The organism is Erysipelatoclostridium sp. AM42-17, assembly GCF_003480255.1.
Classification (GTDB): Bacteria; Bacillota_I; Bacilli_A; order Erysipelotrichales; family Coprobacillaceae; genus Faecalibacillus.
Window position 1 is genome coordinate 25,530 of the sequence record NZ_QUIN01000008.1, and the last position, 19,530, is coordinate 45,059.

Genomic DNA, 19,530 nt, shown 5'->3' on the forward strand with positions numbered 1-19,530 from the left:
GCCTATGACAAATGGCCTGAGTTTGGAAGAACTTATGAAAGAGGGAACATACCCGGAGGAATATACTGAAGGGGAAAACTGGAAAATATTACATGGAGATACATTAAAACTGGTCAAAGCATTCCAGCCGGGAATCTTTGATGCAGTTATTACCGATCCGCCGTATGCATCCGGTGGAACAAAACAGAATGAAAGAAATCGTACTACAAATCAGAAATACAGCAGTATGAGTGCTGCCAATGCACTTCCGGATTTCGATGGGGATAACAAAGACCAGAGATCTTGGACGCACTGGATGGCTGAATGGCTCTATGATGTGCGGAAAGCCTGCAAGAAAGGTGCTCCGATCTGTCTGTTCATTGACTGGCGTCAGTATCCATCGATTACCGATGCATTGCAGTGGGCAGGATGGATCTGGCGAGGAACAGCGGTGTGGGATAAGGGAAACTCCCGTCCACAGAAAGGCCGTTTCCGCCAGCAGGCTGAATATATTGTGTGGGGCAGTAACGGACCGATGCCGATCAACCGTCCGGTATCTTGTCTGCCGGGCGTCTTCCGATATGGCAATCCGCAGAACCGGATTCATGTGACAGAGAAACCGTTGCAGCTTATGAAAGATGTTATCCAGATTTGTGAACCGAGAGGGCTGATCCTGGACCCGTTTGTCGGAGCAGGAACAACTGTCCTTGCAGCGGTTATGACAGGTTATCGTGCAGTGGGAATTGAGGTAACAGATGCCTACTACAAACTGGGAAGTGACAGAGTGAAAATTGCATTAGAAGCAGAGCAGAAAGAGGATGAAAAGTAGCCGGGATGTCCAATTGGACATCTTGTTTTTTATAGAGAAAATGAGTGGCATCCAACTGGATGCAGGAAGGAGATGGAGCGTATGGAACAGGCGCTGGCTTATGTGTGCTGTTCAGCAGAAGAAAGCCGGGTAAAAGTGCAGAAATATTGCAGAAAAATCTATGAACTTGGGTATGTACCAATCTGTCCGAGATTTGTATTCTCACCATTCTTGGAAGAGTCTGATGCAGAAGATATGCAGGGATATGGAAGAATGTCCCATATCCTTTTACGGAGATGCCGGATGGTAGTCGTATGTGGGAAAGAAGTGACAGGAACAATGAATACCGAAATCAGTATGGCAGACAGACTCCATATCATTTGTACGACACTTGATGGACTGGTACAGATAAAAGAATCAAAATAAATCAGAATCGAGTCAATCCGGTGCTACAGAAACTGGCGGTACTCGTTTTGCAAGCATAGCGTTTGGATATCCAAACGCACTTTGGGGAGAACCCCAATCCCCCGGACACAGACGGAAATGGAAAGGAAGGATCAAGTCATGTTAAGAAATGGAGTAATGATTGTAATCGCATTGATGAGCGGAGGATTTATAGGAGTGATAGTGACCTGTTGCATGGTTGCAGCGAAAAAATCCGATGAGGATCTTGGCGGTATGATGAAAGAGGAAGAGAAAAAAGAAGGGACGGTGATGCAATGCGAAAACGAAACCATGTGATCCCGGTACGGCTTAATGCAAGGGAAGTCAGGGAACTGAATGAGCAGGTCGAAAGAAGCGGTCTGAGCCGGGAAGAGTTTATGCGTTCGTTGATTTTAGGAGCGCAGGTTCATGCAAAACCCTGTGAGCATCATCCCGAATTGCTCCGAAAGATTGCAGGCTTATGCAACAATGCCAATCAGCTTGCACATGTTGCCAATGCTTCTGGTATGGCAAGCGAGCAGAGTATTCAGGAAATGCTGCGGCTTACCAAAGAGACATGGCATCTGGTAAAGGAAGAGTGGTAATGACCGATGGCTTATACAAGTGTTATCCCCGTCCACCGCCTGGACCGTTCCATCGAATATGTGAAAGACAAAGAAAAAACCACACAGAAAGCAGACTCTTTGGAGGCTGCCATTGATTATGCCATGAACCGGACAAAGACGGAACAGGCGGTCTTCGAAGATACCATCGGATGTACCAATGAAAATGCGTATGCAGATATGGTGGCAACAAAAAAGAGATTCCATAAGATGGGCGGTGTGGAAGGATACCATCTGGTACAGAGTTTTGCAGAAGGTGAGGTGACACCGGAACTGGCACATCTCATCGGACAGGAACTGGCAGACCGGCTCTTAAAGGGACAGTATGAAGTCGTTATCACAACGCATCTGAATACCAGACATTATCATAACCACATTGTCTGGAACTCTGTGAGCATGGCAGACGGGCGTAAGTACCACAGCAATGCAAAGAGTTATTATACGGAGATCCGGAAGATCTCCGATGAGCTGTGCAGAAAATATGGTCTGTCTATCATTGAATCCAATCAGAAAAAATCAATCCCTTATGTACAGTGGAAAGCAGAACAGGAAGGAAAGCCGACATGGAGAACGGCGATCCGTTTGGATATCAGGGAATCGGTACAGGAAAGCTACTCCTGGTCACAATTCCTAAAAGAGATGGAAAAGCGGGGTTATACATGGAAACTGAACAGGAAATACATTTCTTTAAAAGCTCCGGGAATGGAGCGGTATATTCGTCTGCGTTCCCTTGGAAAAAATTATTCTGAAGAGGAAATACGTGGGCAGATACTACAGCCCAAGGTGAAACGAGTCTATCAAAAGGCAGTACAGATTCATCCCAAAAAGAAACTGACCGGGATTCAGGCACTGTATTATTCCTATTTATATCAAATGGGGGTACTGCCAAAAAGACCGAAAAGGAGTCCATACGCTGTCAGAGAGGATATCCGGAAACTGGATCAGAGGATTGAACAGATTGAGTTTTTAATGAAGCATGACATTACGACCAGAGAACAGCTTGCCACATACCGTGAGCCGTTACAAAAGCAGATTTCAGAACTGATGAAGGAACGCAGAAAGCTCTATCGGAATGACAGTGAAGACAGTGGAAAAGCACGGCTGTCTGAAATCAATGAGGAATTAAAAAATCTCGGAAAAGAAGTCCGTATGACCGTCCGGATTGAAAAGCATTCATTGGAAATCGAAGAAAGACTTCGAAAGGCAGAAGAACAAAACCAGAATGAGAAACGTGTGGAACACAAAGAAAAAGAGAGTCAGGAGGTGAGATAAGTATGAATTACGGAGCAGAACCGGCAGATCAGGTGGTGCGGTACAGTCTGGAAGGAATGGAATACTCTTTGAAGATTACCGGAAATGTGGCAAAGCATGTGGCAATCTTTATTGCGGCCGCCCTGAAAGATCAGAAAAAGACAAGAGGGAAAACAAGGCTTACCAGAATGTTAAAGGAACAGCGCCCGATGAAATTTTTTACCGTTCCGGGTGACCGCTTAAAAGAATTTGCGAAAGAAGCCAAAGCGAGAGGTATCTTATATGTTGTCATCAAAGATAAGGTGAATCCGGATCAGACAGAGGTCATGGTATTTGCAGATGATGCAGCAAAGATGAACCGGGTATTAGACCGGATGAATCTGGATTTTGTAAAAGCAGAATCAGGCTCTATGGTTACAGAAGCAGTGGAAAAAGAGAATGCACCGGAAAAGGCAGAGAACCAGATGGAAAAAGAAACCGGGGAGAATGTACGGACAGAGACTGTTGTCCTGCCGGAAGGCAAGATAGAATTTGAACTGGATGATGCGGAAGAAATGTTCCAGATCGGGGATGAGGCTTTCCCGGAAGGAAATTTTACACATGCGCAGGAGGGGAAAGCAAAGAATCCGTCCGAACCTTTCTCGCGCAACAAAAATATTTCTTCCGGTCGGGAAACTAGCTGGGAAGAAAAGAATGAAAAACCATCTGTGCGGAAAGAACTCGGAGATATCCGTAAGGAACAGGAAGAGAAACGTAAGAGGCCGGACAGACGGAAAAATGCCAGAGAGAGCAGGAAGAAACGTAAGAATATGAAAACGAAAGGCAGGTAATGTATATGGATTTAACAGACATGATTTCAGGTGGAACGGAAGAACAGCAGATTCCTGAACAGAAATTGACCAAGGAAGAATATGCAGCCAAGAAGCAGCAGGAAAGAGAAGAGGTATGGGCTGAAGTAGATTCACAGGCACAGGGAGTTTTTCAGGATGGAGAAAAACTGAAAGGCTTTCTGGATTTTATGGCAGAGTGTAATACACAGAGAACTCCGAATCTGCTTTTGATCTACGGACAGCATCCGGATTTTAAGGTGGTAAGGTCTTATGAACGCTGGAGAGAAGAACACCGTTCAGTAAAAGCAGGGGAGCATGGCATTACTTATATGATTTCCACTGAATACGAAAAAGACGGAGAAATGCGGAGAGGATATACGATCGGAAAAGGATTTGACATCAGTCAGATGTCAGGAAAGCCATTAGAAGAACGCCCACAGCGAAGTCTGACAGAACTGGTAGGAGTTGTCTTAAAAGACCAGTCGGTGCGTGTACAGATTGAGGATAATCTGCCAGACAAAGTGCAGGCCCAGTACAATCCGAGATACCGTACCATTTATATCCGCAACGGAATGAGTGAAGTAACGACATTCCATGCACTGAACAGAGAACTGGCATGTGCAGCACTGGACCAGCATACCGGAACCTACAGCCGACAGAAAGTCAGCGCACAGGCATATTGTGCGGCCTATGTGATTGCAAAACGTTATGGTGTGGATGTTACCGGATTCAATCTGGAGTATATTGCACAGAGAAATGAATGTGGAAAGAAAGATCCGCAGGAACTGAGAGACTTTTTAAATGATGTCCGTCAGGCTTCCTACAGTATACGAAACCATATCGAACGCAATTTTGGTGCAAAGGAACAGGAGTATATAACCGATGAGTTCGCAATCGGAGACCCTGTAAAAATACCGGAAACCAAGGATGAAAAACCATCTGAACAAGTATCCGGAAAAGAGAAAAAAGCAAAGAGCCAGCCGGAACGATAAAAGTGAAAAAGTTGGACGGTTGGAGTAGCTATTACGGAGGTCTTGTGATATGGTTGGTGTAATAAAAAAAGGAGGTCAGCCAGATGACAAAATACTATTTGAAGATGGATAACATTATGAAAAATATGTTCGTGGTGGCACTGAATGATGAGCTGCAGGCACAGAGTGAGCAGGATGAATGTTTGGAAGAAACGAAAGCTCTTCTGAAAAAAGTAAGTGAATACGACCTCGCCCAGAAACGGCTGCAGATTACAGCCGGGGAACAAAGGCAGATCCGTAAGGCACTGAACAGGCTTAGAAGTAAATATCTTGCAGCCGGAAGATATAGTGATGGAATAGATAAAATCATTATTCAGGTTGCAAAACCGAATACCACCAGACACATGTTCTGGTAGAGAAAGGAGTGGTTGATTGGTCATTTATTCAAGAGAAAAAGTGGCACGACTTAGAGAACAATATCCGGCAGGAACAAGAATCTGTCTGGATTCGATGGACGGAGAAGCGGGTATGCCGCAGGGACTGGAAGGAACTGTGCAGTATGTGGATGATGCAGGTCAGCTCGGCATCAGTTGGGACAACGGCAGAAGTCTCTCACTGATACCGGGAGTGGATTCCTTTCATAAGAAAGAAGGACAGGAACATCCAGAAGAAAAGCCACGCAAGAAAAGAGAATCTGACTTGCAGAGATAAGTAAAAAAAAGCAGGACTTGGTTCTGTGTCTTGTCTTTCTGCCATTTGTCTGGTGGGCGGCAGCGATTACCGCTTGTGCCATTGCACCGGATAAGAATTTTATTCAAATCTTAGAAACGCTGAGCGAAAAACTCGAACAGCCGTTTTTTATCACGTATACACCGTATACGTTCAAATGTATTCTGATATTCACAGCAGCCTATTTCTTAGGCATTGGTATTTATGAATCCCAAAAAAGAAATTATAGAAGAGGTGTGGAACATGGTTCCGCAAAATGGGGCAACGTGTCCGAAATCTGCAGACGTTACTGCGAAAAACGATACACGCAAAATCTGCTTTTAACACAGCATTTCCGTATGGGACTGGACGGCTATAAGCACAAACGAAACCTAAATGTGCTGGTAGTCGGAGGTTCAGGAGCTGGAAAGAGCCGGACGTATGCAATCCCAAACATCATGCAGTGCAACTGTTCGATGGTGATTACTGATCCCAAGGCAGAACTTTTGCGTAAAACCGGAGGTGTTCTGGAACGGAATGGATATGAAGTCCGGGTTTTTGATTTGATCAATCCGGAGACTTCCTGGTGTTATAATCCGTTTGCGTATGTCTGGGATGATAAGGATGTACTGAAGCTGATCAATAACCTGATCCGCAACACAACACCGAAGGGAGCGCAGAGTTCAGACCCGTTCTGGGAGAAGTCCGAGACTGCACTTTTACAGGCACTTATGCTGTATTTGCTGCATGAGGCTCCACCGGAAGAACAGAACTTTCCGATGATCATGGAAATGCTTGGAAGCGCTCAGGTCAAAGAAGATGATGAGGATTACCAGTCCCCATTGGACATTTTGTTTGAAAGACTGGAAATGCGGGACCCGGAGAGTATTGCGGTCAAGCAGTATGCCATTTATAAGCAGGCAGCCGGAAAGACTGCAAAGTCTATTTTGATCTCGGTTGGTGTCCGTCTGGCAGCTTTTAACCTGAAACAGATTGCAAATCTGACCTGTACAGACGAACTGGACTTATACAGTATCGGGGAGAAAAAAGTAGCACTGTTTTGCTGTATTCCGGATGCCGACACCAGCATGAATTATCTGGTCGGCATGATTTACAGTAATCTGTTTCAGACACTGTATTATGTGGCAGACCGGAAGTACGGAGGAAGGCTTCCAATTCCGGTACACTGCATTATGGATGAATGGCCAAACGTAGCCTTGCCGGATGATTTTGACAAGATTCTGGCAACCATGCGTTCCAGAGGGATTTCCTGCAGTATCATCATCCAGAATATCGCACAGATGAAAGCCTTATTTAAAGACTCGTATGAGAGTCTGATCGGCAACTGCGATGAATTTTTATATCTGGGTGGAAATGAAAAAGAAGGACATAAGTATGTCTCGGAATTATTGGGAAAAGAAACATTGGATACCAATACCTACGGACAGACAAAAGGGCGTAGCGGCAGCTATTCGGTGAATTATCAGCAGACTGGAAGGGAACTTTTAACACCGGATGAAATACGGCTTTTAGATAACCGCAAAGCGATTTTGTTTATTCGTGGGGAGCGTCCGATCATGGACGATAAATATGATTTAAAAAAGCATGTGAATTTCAGATACACAGAGGACGGTGGTGCATCGCCTTATGATTATGCGAAAACACCACTGGCTCACGACGACCTAAAGATTGACATTAACAGATTAGACGACTACGAACTGCTGTCTACCGAAGACATCCTTGGTGAATAGCAGTTTTTTTATGGATTGGAGTGATGTGTATTGAAGAAATTTCTCACAGGAGAAAAGAATAGAACAAAAAAGAATACAACTGAAAAAATGACAACCCCGATGCCGATGGGGAGAAAACAGAAAAAGTGGATGAGCCTTTACATGGCACTGGTACTGACCGTAACGGTTGGAGCAACGACCGCATTCGCAGCCGGTGATCCGTTGTCCGTTATCAATAACCTGTCTACTTTTATTTTTTCCCTGATTCGTGCAATCGGTTTGATTTTGCTTGGATTTGGTGTTGTGCAGGTTGGTCTGTCTTTAAAAAGCCATGATCCAAGCCAGAGGGCAAATGGATTTCTGACACTGGCCGGAGGAGTAATTATTACGTTCGCCAAAGAAATCCTGGATCTGATTATGGCGTAAGCCTCTTTGAAAAAGTATATCAGGAAACAGCAGGAGTGCCGGAAGGTACTCCTGCATTCAAAAGTATGTTCAGGGAGGTGAAAGTTTTTGAGCGATAACTGGATTGTACAGAATCTGAACTCTGCGTTGTCTACATGGAGTGAAAAGATGGCAGAACTGTGGACACTGCTTACTGAAAATCCGGCAACTTTTAAAGGCGGCGGCATCTGGCGGATTATGACCAATATCAATGATGCACTGACAGCTATTGCCTATGGATTACTGGTGTTGTTTTTTGCAGCCGGAATCATTAAAACGTGTGGCAGTTTTACAGATCTGAAAAAGCCGGAACATGTGCTAAAAGCATTTATCCGGTTTGCACTTGCTCAGGGAGCAATCACGTATGGAATGGAACTTATGCAGGCACTGTTTTCCATTGTGCAAGGAATCGTGACAACCGTAATGAGTGGCTCCAGTATGGCAGGAAGCGTGACGGAACTGCCAACGGAGATTGTAGATAAGATCGAGAGTGTGGGAATGCTGGAATCCATTCCATTGTGGATTGTCACACTGCTTGGCAGTCTGCTGATCACCGTATTGTCATTTGTGATGATCCTGACAGTGTATGGCAGAATGTTCAAAATCTATATGTATACGGCAATCGCCCCGATTCCGATTTCCTCGTTTGCAGGAGAACCCACGCAGTCTATTGGAAAGAACTTTATCCGTTCTTATATAGGCGTGTGTCTGGAAGGGGCAATTATTGCACTGGCGTGTATTATCTTTTCTGCTTATGCGGCAAGTCCTCCGGCAGTGGGAGATACGGAGCTGAGTGCAGTTACAATCGTGTGGAACTATGTAGGAGAACTGGTATTCAATTTACTGGTGCTGGTTGGAGCAATTAAGGCATCTGACCGTATTGTCAGAGAAATGATGGGACTTGGAGGTTAAAAAATATGGATACAAAGAAAACATTAAGATATAACTGGGAATTCGGACGTGAGACAGTAGCGATACGAGTGAGCTCTTATCGGAACAATGGGAATTTATATGTAGGACTCTGCCATAAGGAAGGGAGAGACTGGGAAGATTTTGGAGATGTAACCATTAATCTGCCCTATCAGTTCTTAGAGCCAAATGAGGCTTTTATAACAGGAGATTTTACCAAGGATATGCTTCATTTTATCAAGGAACATAAACTTGGAAAAGTGTTGAATGAAACAGGAAGATCAGGATATGCAACCTATCAGAAGGTAGCGTTTGACCTTGCAAGACTTGCGGAATTTGATCCGGAAGGCGTTGCGGAACACTGTAGATTTGCCGGGATAGAAGTACCGAAAGAAAAACCACAGAAAACGAAGAAACAAAACAGGGGAGAGGAACGATAATTTATGGAAGTAAAGATGAACAAAGAAATCAGGGACTATCAAGAATCCATGTTTATGGGACTGGACCTGAGACAATGTGTGTGTTCTGTTCTTGCGATTCTTACAGCAATCGGAATTTACTTTGGAATGCGTGATATTACCGGACAGGAAATAACCGGATGGCTGTGTGTGCTTGGTGCTGCTCCATTTGCTGCCTGTGGCTTTTTCAAATATCATGGTATGACAGCCGAACAGTTTTTATGGGCAGTGATCAAATCCGAATTGCTGTATCCGAAGAAACTGGTGTTTCAGTCGGAAGATATCTACTACTCCTGCATGCAGGAGACCATCTCGCTGGGAGAAAAGAATCAAAAGGATGGAGCGGAAATCATAAAAGAGCGGGAGCAAAAAGCAGAAGCAAAACAGAGAAAGAAACGCAAGGGAAGGAGTGATGCCTTTGATTAAAACCTTAAGTCAGGCACTTCGGATGGATAAGGAACGCTTCAAAGTTCCGAAATCCGTCCAACAGGCAATTCCCATCCAGCGAATCTGGCCGGATGGAATTTTTCAACAGGGAACGAAATTCTCAAAAACATATCGTTTTACAGATATCAACTATTATATTGCGAGTAAGGACAATAAGACAGAAATGTTTCTGGATTATTCTGAACTCTTAAATTCACTGGATTCCGGCATTTCTGCCCAAATTACCATCAATAATCGGAGAATCAATAAAGAAGAATTCGAAAAGTCTATTCTGCTTCCAATGAAGGAAGATGGACTGGACCACTATCGGGAAGAATACAACGAAATGCTCCTGTCTAAGATTACAGGAACAAACAACAGCATCTATCAGGAACGGTATCTGACCGTCAGTGTACATAAAAGATCGATTGATGATGCAAGAACCTATTTTGCACGTATCGGAACAGACATCGTAACACATCTGGCAAAGTTATCGTCCACAGCAGAAGGACTGGACGCAGAGAGCCGGCTCCAGATTTTCAGGGATTTCTTCAAGGGAGATGTCCCACAGGCATTTCCGTTTGATCTGAAACAATTTGCCAAGAAGGGGACAAGCTTCAAAGACTGGATGTGTCCGGATTCTATGGAATTTGAACGTGACCATTTTAAAATCGGTGACAGATACGGAAGAGTCCTGTATATGCAGGATTATGCAAGTTATGTCAAAGATGACATGATTTCAGAATTGTGTGACTTTAGCCGGAATCTGATGTTGTCGATTGACATCCTGCCAGTCCCTACGGATGAAGCGGTAAGGGAAATCCAGAACCGACTGCTTGGTGTGGAAACTAACGTGACCAACTGGCAGAGAAGGCAGAACGCTAATAATAACTTCTCGGCAATCGTACCATACGATATGGAACTTCAGAGAAAAGAAACCAAGGAAATGCTCGATGATCTGACAACCAGAGACCAGCGTATGATGTTCGGGATTTTGACAATGGTACATCTGGCAGACAGCAAAAAGCAACTGGATTCCGATACGGAACTGATTCTGTCAATCGCAAGAAAGCATCTGTGTCAGATGGCAACATTAAAGTGGCAGCAAGTGGACGGACTCAATACAGTGCTTCCTTACGGACTGCGAAAGATCAATGCCCTGCGTACATTGACAACGGAATCAACGGCTGTTTTAATCCCGTTCCATACACAGGAAATCCTGCAGCCGGGAGGTATCTATTATGGGCAGAATGCAGTCAGCAAGAACCTTCTGGTAGCCGACCGGAAGAAACTGATGAATGGAAACAGTTTCCGGTTGGGCGTCAGTGGATCAGGAAAGAGCTTTTCGGCAAAAGAAGAGATTGTGCATCTGGCATTGAGTACCGATGACGATATCCTGATTCTTGATCCGGAGTCCGAATTTACAAAATTAGTAGAGGCTCTGGGCGGACAGGTTGTAAAAGTATCTGCGACATCAGACAATCATCTGAATGCAATGGATATGGACGCAGCCTACGGCAATGAAAAGAATCCACTGATTGAAAAATCGGAGTTTATCCTGTCTGTGTTCGAGCAGTTGGTTGGAGCAGGAAATCTGTCGGCAAAAGAAAAGTCGATTCTGGACCGCTGTGCTGCAGATGTGTACCGGGATTATATCCGAAGTGGTTATACCGGAGAAGTTCCGACATTGAAAGATATGTACCGACAGTTGATGTTACAGCCGGAAGAAGAGGCAAGGGGACTTGCACTGTCATCCGAACTTTTTATCAATGGAAGCCTGAACACCTTTGCACAGCCGACCAATGTGAATAAGAAGAACAGGATCATGGATTATGATATCCGGGAACTGGGGGAACAGCTTATGCCACTGGGAATGCTGGTTACCTTAGACAGTATTTTCAACAGGGTAATTCAGAACTGGAAAGAAGGAAAAACGACATGGATATTTGCCGATGAGTTCTATCTGTTATTCCGCTATGAATACAGTGCAAATTTCTTCTACCGACTGTACAAGAGAATCAGAAAATACAATGGATTCGTGACAGGTTTAACCCAAAATGTTGAGGAACTTCTGAAATCGGACACTGCAAGACTGATGTTGGCAAACAGTGAGTTTTTGATTCTTTTGAATCAGGCAAGTACAGACAGGGAAGAATTGGCAGCTCTTTTGAATATTTCCGAAAACCAACTGTCCTATATTACAAATGTATCGGTTGGCAGTGGCCTAATCCGTTGCTCTGGGAATATCGTACCATTTGAGAATACGTTCCCAAAGAATACAGACCTTTATAAACTAATGACAACAAAACCGGGAGAATCATAATGAAGAAAAAAGAAGAAGTAACGATAACTTTTTATGCTGCAGAGTGCGGTGAGTTCCATGATTTAGGAGAATATACAAAATGCAGAACGCTGGAAGAGGCATATAAAAAGTACCAGAAATATTGTAGAACATCTGCCAATATGTGTCCGGCTATTGAGTTTTCTATTCATGATCCAGAATCAATTTATTCAGACATGGAATATCCATTACCGTTGTCATCAAAAGACAGGGGAGACTTGGAACTTGTGCCATATTACAACGAACATCCACTGGTAAATGAGGCAATCAGACAGGTGGAGCAGTTGCAGAAACAGCAGGAAAAAAAGAAACATCGGGATGTTGCCCGATGAGATAAGAGATACGGAAAGAGGGTGACCGGATGAAAGATATCAAGGAACGGGTAAGGGATAAGAATCCGAAGATTCGAAATCCGGCTGCCCGACTTCCGAAAGAACTGGTTCGCTCAGCGGTTCTGGAAGCAAAAGAAAAGCCAAGGGAACTACATGAAAAAAGCAGTGGGCAGTCAGAATCCCCAACACAGTATGGAACTGAAAAAATAGAATCCGTACAGTACAGAGCGGCGAGTGTGGCAGGAAAAAGTATAGGGAAAACCACATATCAAGGTGGAAAAAAACTTGCTGGAGTGACCTACAGGAAGATAAAGGAAAGAAAAAGCAGACAGGAAGAAGCGAAAGCTGCCGAAGAAGCAATGGAGCAGGGGGCAGAAAGCGGAAAGAAATTAATCAAGTTGAAACCGGAGCAGGCAGCACTTGCCAAGGAGAATGGTAAACGGCAGGTGAAAGCAGCACCGAGAGTGGTAAAAGTATCCGGTCTGTCTCAAGAAAAAATAAAGACACAGGCATCCATGCAGAAACAGCAGATGGAAAAAAGTCTTCAGGCGATGCAGAAAGCAAGAGCAGCCCAGATGGCAAGAAAGTCAGCACAGGCATCGGCAGAAAGTGGAAAAGCAGTCCTTCAGGTAACTGGAAAGGGTTCAAAGTTATCCGTACAGGGAATTACAGCAGCGATTCAAAAAGGGGTAGTAGCTCTTGAAAAAATGGGAAAATGGATTGCTGCCGGAGGTAGTGCATTTCTTCTGGTATTTATTCTGATTGTGGGAATCATTGCAGGAGCAGCTTTCAGCAGTAATTCGGAAAGCTCCGAATCCCTAAGTGAAGAAGTGCTTGCGTATACTTCTGTGATACAGCAGTATGCATCCCAATACGGCATTCCGGAATATGTGTCTGCGATACAGGCCATCATGATGCAGGAATCTGGAGGCAGGGGAACAGACCCGATGCAGTGTTCGGAAAGTCCATATAATACAAGATTCCCACACACTCCTGGTTCTATTACTGATCCGGATTATTCGATAGAGGTTGGAGTACAGACCTTTGCAGACTGTATCAGACAGGCAGGATGCAGCAGTCCACAGGATCTGGACAAGCTGAAACTTGCATGGCAGGGATATAACTATGGAAATGGCTACATAGGATGGGCATTGCAAAGAGGCGGTTATACAGAAGCCAATGCATTGCAGTTTTCACAGGAACAGGCAGCTTCGCATGGATGGAGCAGTTACGGAGATCCCCAATACGTTCCCCATGTGATGCGGTATTATTCCGGTGGCAGCCTGTTTGCTGGTTTGTTTGGTAATCAGCAGATTGTGTCGGTTGCAATGGGGCAGCTTGGAAACAGTGGCGGTCAGAAGTTCTGGAGCTGGTACGGATTTGACAGTCGGGTAGAATGGTGTGCCTGTTTTGTAAGCTGGTGTGCGGATCAGAGCGGTCTGATTGCAAGTGGGAATGTTCCTAAATTCTCATTGTGCAGTGATGGAGTGTCCTGGTTTCAGGGAAAGAATAAGTGGCAGAGTGGCGGAACAACTCCGACAGCTGGAATGATCATCTTTTTTGACTGGGATCATGATGGAACATCGGATCATGTAGGAATAGTAGAAAAGTGTGAAGGTGGAAGAGTTTACACGATTGAGGGAAATTCCAGTGATCAGGTACGGCAGAGAAATTATGCAGTAGATTACAGTTCTATAATGGGATATGGGGTGATAAATTGATGGTTTCTTTCATAATTTGTTAAGGATTTTATAAGGGAGTTAATGAATTCTTTGGAAAATAGTCACAAAATAGGCACAGTTGATTGATAAATTGTTATTGTAACTTTTAGTGATAGACATATAAAGAGTTAGAAATCTTTATAATTGACTTGAATTAGGAGGTAGTGAATATGAGTGATCAGAATGTAAAAGCAGCACAAAAATATTTAAATGCGATGTTTGGTGGACATAAGGATTGGGTAAAACTGGATGAAGATGGAAAGACCGGAACAGCCGTGATGCAGGGAATCATTCGTGCATTTCAGATTCAGAATGGAATCTCAACGATTACAGGAACGGTTGGACCACTTACTATTAATACCATGAAGAAGTTAGCCATTATTACAAAAATGGATCCGAATGATACTCCGCAGGTTAATGTATGCTTGATTCAGTGTGCTCTGTTTTGCAAAGGATATGCTGCTGGAGGAATTACTGGAATTTATTATACATCAGGAGTAAATGCAGTTAAAAAGATGCAGGAAAATGCAGGACTGGAAGTTACGGGCAAAATTGATTGGAAAGTTTGGTCTGGATTGTTATCCCTAAACTGGTTTACAAAGGTTTCTGGTGGGGATTCCAATATTGTTCTTATTCAACAGCAATTAAATAGTGACTGGTCAGATGTTATTGGTGTTGGACCTTGTGATGGAATTGCCTCAAGACAGACAATTTTGTCTTTAGTTGGTGCATTGCAGGCGGCTGAAGGAGTTACAACTGAATTAATTACAGATTTGAATTCAGTTAATTTTGGCGATGCAACAACAAATGCGTTTCCGGGTACATTACAGAACGGACAGAACTCGACGAAATATGTTCCATTTAATAAGATTGCTCAATACGGACTATATTTTAACGGATATAATCCGGGAAGATTCGATGGCGTGTTTGATTCGACTACAGAGTCAAAGGTGTCAGAATTTCAGGAGTTTTATGGTCTGACAGGAATTGGACTTGTAACAAAAGGAAAAGTAAATGTTTCTACTATGAAATCATTGCTTACGAGTAAAGGCGATACAAACAGGGCAGCAAAAGCGTGTGACTGTGCAACAGTATTAAATAAACAACAGGCATTAGATATAAAAAATGCAGGGTATACTCATGTAGGACGTTATCTGACAGGTTCTGTTGGAAAAGAACATACACCGAAATATTTGACATCAACAGAAGTGAAAAACATTGAAAATGCAGGATTATCGGTATTCCCGATATATCAGGATGGAGGATATGAATTAAACTATTTTAAAGATCCATCACAGGGAAGTGTTGATGCTCAGACGGCAATTTTAGCGGCTGAGAGAATCGGCATACCAAGTGGAACGACTATATACTTTGCAGTGGATTTTGATTGTTATTCGTATCAGATTGATACATTTATTATACCTTATTTTGAACAGATTCACATGATCTTTTTTAGTTCGACAAATGATAAAAACTATAAAGTCGGCATTTATGCACCAAGATATGTATGCACTAAAGTTTATGAAGCAGGATTGGCAAGTAAATCTTTTGTGGCAGATATGTCGACTGGGTTTAGCTGTAATTTGGGATATTCGATGCCGAAGAACTGGGCGTTTGATCAATTTTGTGAGTTGAGTTCATTTTCTTCATCACCTTCGTTTCCGCTGGATAAAGATGCATATTCAGGGAGAGATACTGGATTTAAAAAGTTCGATGCCGTATCGACAAAAACAGATGAGGAAATAGCGCAAGAAAATCTTCGGGCAAAGGTAAAAATAGCACGAAATCAATATGTCTATAATGTAATGGAGCCGCTTGGTTATCTGAATAAAATTATGGATGTGGGTGTGGAGTATGATAAGGAAATTTCACTGGGAACAATGATGAGTCCTCAAGGAGCAATTGATATTTCTACTAAAATATCCACATCGCTTGAAAGTTCAACTGGTAAAATTTATAATATAAAAGTGGATATAGGAAATGATGGAGAATTGACACAAACTTGCAAAAATCAAATTATGGAGATTTCATCAAATTTATCAGATACAGGTATAGAGGGAGCAGATAACTTTGGAAATACGATAGAAAAAATTGCTTTATCGGTTAAATCTGGTAATATTGCTTTTGAAATAAATAATGTTTTTGCCAATAGTGTAGAGTTTTCCATTGTATTTAGTACATCAGATTTGCTGCCAGAAGAGGAAAAAGAGTGGACAATATCGGTTGCTTTGATTTTTACAATGACATTAAATTCTAATAGTGGTCTTGAATTTAATGTTGTAGAATTCACAAAAGAGCATAGTAATATACTGGCAGGAGCCGTAATATTAGTTCTTGCGGGTGCATTAGTTGTAAATGCAATTCCGTCAATTATTGCTTTATTTTCAGCTGGAGCAGGTACTGTTTTTGGTTTGTTGATTCAAGCGCTGTAAATTGTAAAAGAATAAAAGAGACAATGGCCAGAGGTTCGATTTTATAAAGAGGACCTCTGGCAAAAGGGGGATTAAGAAGAATGCATATTAAATCAATTGTGTCAGATGAGGATAGGGAAGAATTAGAAAGAATGCTTTCGCTTGGGTTTATAATTCCTAATCAATTATTTAAAACAAGACAGAAAAGTAGAATGATTATCTATATTTTTACACCTGTAGAATTTTTACTGTCGATTAATTGTTATCTGTCGGAAAGTTATTTGATGTTTGGAATAGGGATTGGAACTTGTGTGGCTTGTGTGGCTTGGATTATTTGGTATCAAATGATTGGTAAAAATTTTGAAAAAAATGTTCATGAATTTGTCTGGGGTAGATCAGGATATGAAACGGTGGATATCGATGAAAACGCAATTAAAATAGATGAAGATCAAATTTATGAATTTAAAAATATTGATAGAATGTTCTTATATAAAAACTTCTTTTTTTTCATAACAAATGAAAAGAAAATATTTATATTTAAAACGACAGATATGGAGTCGGATGAACTTATAAAAATTATTAAAACAACAGGGATTTTATTTGAAAAAAAAGAAAAACCATTTAATATTTATAAGTATTGTAAAAAAGGAAAAAGTTTTTAAAAATAAGCAGAGGATGGTGGATTTATCATTCTTTTAGAGAAGAGCATGTATTTTAAAGAGGGGATCTGGTTTTGCCAGTCCCCTTTTTTTCATCAAAAACGTTGATGTTTTATCAAATGACGCAAAAAATAAAAAGAATAATGCAGGGGGTGACATTATTAGTTATTGCTGTTATATTTGGATAAAATACAAATAAATTATAAAAAGTATAAATAAATTATAAAATGGCGACAGTTTTTTCTTACTCAAGTGTTTATTATATAGAGGACAAAATAAGACAGCAAAGGAAGTGGTGCTGTTGCATCGGAAAAATGACACAAAATTAGTGATGTCCATTCGGGAAAAGAATTGAAGGGGATTCTTTTCCCTATTTGTCGTGTTACGAAAGACTGAGGGTGAGAAAATATGCTGGAACTTGCAATCTGTGATGATGATATCATCCTGTGTAATTGGTTAGAACAGAAGTTGTTCCATTATGGAAAAGCGAATGACTGCCATATATCTGTAGAAATATACTATTCTGCGGTGCAGCTTCTTAACAGACTAGAAGAAGAATCCTACGATATGTTATTCCTTGATATTTGTCTGGAACATGAGAATGGAATTGATATCGGAACGGAGATACGAAAGAAAAATTATGGAAAAGAACTGCAGATTACCTATATTTCAACATATCAGGAATATGCAATGAAATTATTCCGCATCCATTTGATTTTCTTGTAAAGCCGATCCGAGAGGAAGAACTTTTCCGGGTAATAGGTGAATTACGTGAACTGTTAAAAGAACGGAAGAAAATATTTGAATATACAGATACAAAAGGAATCCACAAAATTTCTTATGACAAGATCCTGTATTTTTATAGTCTGGGAAAAAGAGTACATATCGTGACATCGGAAAAAGAATTTGAATATCGAGGAAAATTAAAGGATGTAGCGGATGTAACAGAAGAATATTTCTTACTGATTCACAAGTCCTATCTCATCAATATGGAACACGTGGAGCATTACGAATATGACAACGTGGTTATGAAAGACAAGACACGTCTCAGTATCAGTAAAGCAAATCGCAAGAAGGTCAGGGAAAGACTATTACAAACGGAGAAGAAAAGATTATGAATATCCATTTGATCACTTATCTGACAAGTAAATTATTCTGGATTTATACTGTGTTCCGTTACAATACCATCCTGTATCCCAAAGATGAGGATACACAAAAGCTATTTGCATATTTTTGCGCGTATCTGCTTTCCTGTTGGGGAAGTATGCAGTGGGGAACGATGTACGGAGATCTGATCTTTGAGCTGATCGCTCTGTTAATTATAACAGTGGCATATCAGGCAGACTGGCAACATCATGTCTGGAATACACTTATGGTATATATTATGGGAATTTTATGTAATGGGATTCCAATCGTGCTCTTTCAACGGTATGCGGTTGCAAGAAATCCGGTGCATCATCACATGGGACCGGGAACTATCGTAATGGGAAATTTTATATTCTTTTTACTGGAAGTTGTTATTGAAAGAAAAGTGGATGTAAAGAGAAGTTATTATATAAAGAACCGTCATTGGCTTGCTATGCTTTCTGTCCCGGTGATCAGTATTATAGTCTGTATCAGGATATTGCTGCCAGACAGAAGAGGTGTGCGGTCTACGATTGTATTATTCTTACTGTTTATCAATGTGTTTATTTTTTATCTGCACGATGAGGTTCAGAAAAGTTATATTGAAACAGCAAAACAGGAAGAGATGAAGATTCAGATGAGCCAGTATGCAAAAGAACTGGAGATGATGATGAAATCACAGGACAGGCTGAATAAGATACATCATGATTACAAGCACCATCTTACAACAATAGGGGCAATGGCAAAAACGGGAGGAAATGAAGAGATTCTATCGTATCTGAAACAAATGGAGAATATAGCCGGAACAGCCTTATGTCATCATTTATATACAGAAAACCGTAATATGAATAATCTGCTGAATTATATTTTGGAAGATTCGAAATCAGTAATTGAAAATCCGGAGATTTCTGTAGAAATACCGAATCATATAGGGGAAGAATTATTTGATATAAGTATAATAGTGGGAAATCTTATGGATAATGCTATTCGTGGGACAGCAGCTTCAGATGAAAGGAGATTATCGTTTCAGATGTATTATGGAAAAGGAATCATGAATATCCAGATTGAGAATAGCATAAAAGATACACCAAAAGTGCGGAATGGAATTTATCTGACAACGAAAAGCAGGAAAGAAGGACATGGAATAGGATTACAAAATGTGAAACTCGTAGTAGAAAAATATCATGGTCAGATGGAGATCTGCCATACGGAGAAATCCTTTCAAGTGAAAATATTATTATATATGAAATTAGATGAAAAATAGTAAGGCGATGGTGTCTTACTATTTTTTTCGACCGATTTCGTCTATTTTTGCCACCTCAAGGGGCATTTTTACCATTTATGAAAATTTTGTGATTTTTTAGATTATAGTAGTGCCAAA

Annotated in this window: 22 protein-coding genes; all 22 read left to right on the forward strand. The window is 41.6% G+C overall.

Annotated features, from left to right (window positions below):
• Window positions 1-4: 4 nt before the first annotated feature.
• The 22 genes from DW911_RS04535 to DW911_RS04635 all read left to right on the forward strand — a co-directional run bounded on the left by DW911_RS04535 (window position 5) and on the right by DW911_RS04635 (window position 19,413).
• A complete protein-coding gene (locus DW911_RS04535; RefSeq protein WP_226793175.1) occupies window positions 5-808 on the forward strand; it encodes a DNA-methyltransferase in 804 nt (267 codons plus the stop codon).
• 81 nt (window positions 809-889) lie between these two features.
• The gene (locus DW911_RS04540) at window positions 890-1,213 is read left to right on the forward strand and encodes a DUF7768 domain-containing protein (protein WP_015513330.1); all 324 of its coding nucleotides are present in this window, start codon (window positions 890-892) and stop codon (window positions 1,211-1,213) included.
• 138 nt (window positions 1,214-1,351) lie between these two features.
• A complete protein-coding gene (locus DW911_RS04545; RefSeq protein ID WP_015513331.1) occupies window positions 1,352-1,528 on the forward strand; it encodes a DUF3789 domain-containing protein in 177 nt (58 codons plus the stop codon).
• Window positions 1,507-1,815 carry a plasmid mobilization protein gene (locus DW911_RS04550; protein WP_015513332.1) on the forward strand — a complete coding sequence of 103 codons (309 nt, stop codon included), beginning with the start codon at window positions 1,507-1,509 and terminating at the stop codon, window positions 1,813-1,815. Before DW911_RS04545 ends, DW911_RS04550 begins: the two co-directional genes overlap by 22 nt.
• Before the next feature lie 6 nt (window positions 1,816-1,821).
• Complete coding sequence (locus DW911_RS04555; protein WP_110102386.1) at window positions 1,822-3,105, forward strand: relaxase/mobilization nuclease domain-containing protein; 1,284 nt, start codon at window positions 1,822-1,824, stop codon at window positions 3,103-3,105.
• A 2-nt stretch (window positions 3,106-3,107) separates the two neighbouring features.
• Window positions 3,108-3,914, forward strand: coding sequence for a PcfB family protein (locus DW911_RS04560; RefSeq protein ID WP_004614511.1), 807 nt, complete (start codon window positions 3,108-3,110; stop codon window positions 3,912-3,914).
• A gap of 5 nt (window positions 3,915-3,919) precedes the next feature.
• The gene (locus DW911_RS04565) at window positions 3,920-4,906 is read left to right on the forward strand and encodes an ArdC family protein (protein WP_171027959.1); all 987 of its coding nucleotides are present in this window, start codon (window positions 3,920-3,922) and stop codon (window positions 4,904-4,906) included.
• A gap of 83 nt (window positions 4,907-4,989) precedes the next feature.
• On the forward strand, window positions 4,990-5,301 hold the full coding sequence (locus tag DW911_RS04570) for a hypothetical protein (protein WP_004614509.1): 312 nt from the start codon (window positions 4,990-4,992) through the stop codon (window positions 5,299-5,301).
• A gap of 16 nt (window positions 5,302-5,317) precedes the next feature.
• The gene (locus tag DW911_RS04575) at window positions 5,318-5,596 is read left to right on the forward strand and encodes a DUF4314 domain-containing protein (RefSeq protein WP_101884938.1); all 279 of its coding nucleotides are present in this window, start codon (window positions 5,318-5,320) and stop codon (window positions 5,594-5,596) included.
• A 17-nt stretch (window positions 5,597-5,613) separates the two neighbouring features.
• The gene (locus DW911_RS04580) at window positions 5,614-7,344 is read left to right on the forward strand and encodes a VirD4-like conjugal transfer protein, CD1115 family (protein WP_110102389.1); all 1,731 of its coding nucleotides are present in this window, start codon (window positions 5,614-5,616) and stop codon (window positions 7,342-7,344) included.
• 87 nt (window positions 7,345-7,431) lie between these two features.
• The gene (locus tag DW911_RS04585; protein ID WP_006426976.1) at window positions 7,432-7,749 is read left to right on the forward strand and encodes a hypothetical protein; all 318 of its coding nucleotides are present in this window, start codon (window positions 7,432-7,434) and stop codon (window positions 7,747-7,749) included.
• Between the two features lie 147 nt (window positions 7,750-7,896).
• Window positions 7,897-8,679, forward strand: coding sequence for a hypothetical protein (locus DW911_RS04590; RefSeq protein WP_055215252.1), 783 nt, complete (start codon window positions 7,897-7,899; stop codon window positions 8,677-8,679).
• A gap of 5 nt (window positions 8,680-8,684) precedes the next feature.
• On the forward strand, window positions 8,685-9,116 hold the full coding sequence (locus tag DW911_RS04595) for a DUF4313 domain-containing protein (protein ID WP_055215240.1): 432 nt from the start codon (window positions 8,685-8,687) through the stop codon (window positions 9,114-9,116).
• Between the two features lie 3 nt (window positions 9,117-9,119).
• Window positions 9,120-9,560 carry a PrgI family protein gene (locus tag DW911_RS04600; protein WP_023923453.1) on the forward strand — a complete coding sequence of 147 codons (441 nt, stop codon included), beginning with the start codon at window positions 9,120-9,122 and terminating at the stop codon, window positions 9,558-9,560.
• Window positions 9,553-11,883: a VirB4-like conjugal transfer ATPase, CD1110 family gene (locus tag DW911_RS04605; protein WP_199669452.1), complete on the forward strand. Its 2,331-nt coding sequence runs from the start codon at window positions 9,553-9,555 to the stop codon at window positions 11,881-11,883. Before DW911_RS04600 ends, DW911_RS04605 begins: the two co-directional genes overlap by 8 nt.
• Window positions 11,883-12,233 (forward strand): hypothetical protein, encoded by a 351-nt coding sequence (locus DW911_RS04610; protein ID WP_006426970.1) that lies wholly within the window; start codon window positions 11,883-11,885, stop codon window positions 12,231-12,233. Before DW911_RS04605 ends, DW911_RS04610 begins: the two co-directional genes overlap by 1 nt.
• Window positions 12,234-12,262: 29 nt before the next feature.
• Window positions 12,263-13,954 carry a lysozyme family protein gene (locus DW911_RS04615; RefSeq protein ID WP_006426969.1) on the forward strand — a complete coding sequence of 564 codons (1,692 nt, stop codon included), beginning with the start codon at window positions 12,263-12,265 and terminating at the stop codon, window positions 13,952-13,954.
• A 170-nt stretch (window positions 13,955-14,124) separates the two neighbouring features.
• Entirely contained in the window at window positions 14,125-16,386 is a 2,262-nt protein-coding gene (locus tag DW911_RS04620) for a glycoside hydrolase domain-containing protein (RefSeq protein WP_117980793.1), read from the forward strand.
• 80 nt (window positions 16,387-16,466) lie between these two features.
• On the forward strand, window positions 16,467-17,027 hold the full coding sequence (locus tag DW911_RS04625) for a hypothetical protein (RefSeq protein WP_006426967.1): 561 nt from the start codon (window positions 16,467-16,469) through the stop codon (window positions 17,025-17,027).
• Window positions 17,028-17,432: 405 nt separating this feature from the next.
• Window positions 17,433-17,750 carry a response regulator gene (locus DW911_RS11105; RefSeq protein ID WP_233543005.1) on the forward strand — a complete coding sequence of 106 codons (318 nt, stop codon included), beginning with the start codon at window positions 17,433-17,435 and terminating at the stop codon, window positions 17,748-17,750.
• A gap of 107 nt (window positions 17,751-17,857) precedes the next feature.
• Window positions 17,858-18,142, forward strand: a complete 285-nt coding sequence (locus DW911_RS11110) for a LytR/AlgR family response regulator transcription factor (RefSeq protein ID WP_442896706.1) — start codon at window positions 17,858-17,860, stop codon at window positions 18,140-18,142.
• 146 nt (window positions 18,143-18,288) lie between these two features.
• Window positions 18,289-19,413 (forward strand): sensor histidine kinase, encoded by a 1,125-nt coding sequence (locus DW911_RS04635; protein WP_233543007.1) that lies wholly within the window; start codon window positions 18,289-18,291, stop codon window positions 19,411-19,413.
• The last annotated feature ends 117 nt before the right edge of the window (window positions 19,414-19,530 follow it).

What these genes read in the sequence shown, in the direction of transcription:
- DW911_RS04535 (WP_226793175.1), top strand. Translation starts at nt 5, where the DNA reads ATGACAAATGGCCTGAGTTTGGAAGAACTTATGAAAGAGGGAACATAC.
- DW911_RS04540 (WP_015513330.1), top strand. Translation starts at nt 890, where the DNA reads ATGGAACAGGCGCTGGCTTATGTGTGCTGTTCAGCAGAAGAAAGCCGG.
- DW911_RS04545 (WP_015513331.1), top strand. Translation starts at nt 1,352, where the DNA reads ATGTTAAGAAATGGAGTAATGATTGTAATCGCATTGATGAGCGGAGGA.
- DW911_RS04550 (WP_015513332.1), top strand. Translation starts at nt 1,507, where the DNA reads ATGCGAAAACGAAACCATGTGATCCCGGTACGGCTTAATGCAAGGGAA.
- DW911_RS04555 (WP_110102386.1), top strand. Translation starts at nt 1,822, where the DNA reads ATGGCTTATACAAGTGTTATCCCCGTCCACCGCCTGGACCGTTCCATC.
- DW911_RS04560 (WP_004614511.1), top strand. Translation starts at nt 3,108, where the DNA reads ATGAATTACGGAGCAGAACCGGCAGATCAGGTGGTGCGGTACAGTCTG.
- DW911_RS04565 (WP_171027959.1), top strand. Translation starts at nt 3,920, where the DNA reads ATGGATTTAACAGACATGATTTCAGGTGGAACGGAAGAACAGCAGATT.
- DW911_RS04570 (WP_004614509.1), top strand. Translation starts at nt 4,990, where the DNA reads ATGACAAAATACTATTTGAAGATGGATAACATTATGAAAAATATGTTC.
- DW911_RS04585 (WP_006426976.1), top strand. Translation starts at nt 7,432, where the DNA reads ATGACAACCCCGATGCCGATGGGGAGAAAACAGAAAAAGTGGATGAGC.
- DW911_RS04590 (WP_055215252.1), top strand. Translation starts at nt 7,897, where the DNA reads ATGGCAGAACTGTGGACACTGCTTACTGAAAATCCGGCAACTTTTAAA.
- DW911_RS04595 (WP_055215240.1), top strand. Translation starts at nt 8,685, where the DNA reads ATGGATACAAAGAAAACATTAAGATATAACTGGGAATTCGGACGTGAG.
- DW911_RS04600 (WP_023923453.1), top strand. Translation starts at nt 9,120, where the DNA reads ATGGAAGTAAAGATGAACAAAGAAATCAGGGACTATCAAGAATCCATG.
- DW911_RS04610 (WP_006426970.1), top strand. Translation starts at nt 11,883, where the DNA reads ATGAAGAAAAAAGAAGAAGTAACGATAACTTTTTATGCTGCAGAGTGC.
- DW911_RS04615 (WP_006426969.1), top strand. Translation starts at nt 12,263, where the DNA reads ATGAAAGATATCAAGGAACGGGTAAGGGATAAGAATCCGAAGATTCGA.
- DW911_RS04620 (WP_117980793.1), top strand. Translation starts at nt 14,125, where the DNA reads ATGAGTGATCAGAATGTAAAAGCAGCACAAAAATATTTAAATGCGATG.
- DW911_RS04625 (WP_006426967.1), top strand. Translation starts at nt 16,467, where the DNA reads ATGCATATTAAATCAATTGTGTCAGATGAGGATAGGGAAGAATTAGAA.
- DW911_RS11105 (WP_233543005.1), top strand. Translation starts at nt 17,433, where the DNA reads ATGCTGGAACTTGCAATCTGTGATGATGATATCATCCTGTGTAATTGG.
- DW911_RS04635 (WP_233543007.1), top strand. Translation starts at nt 18,289, where the DNA reads ATGCAGTGGGGAACGATGTACGGAGATCTGATCTTTGAGCTGATCGCT.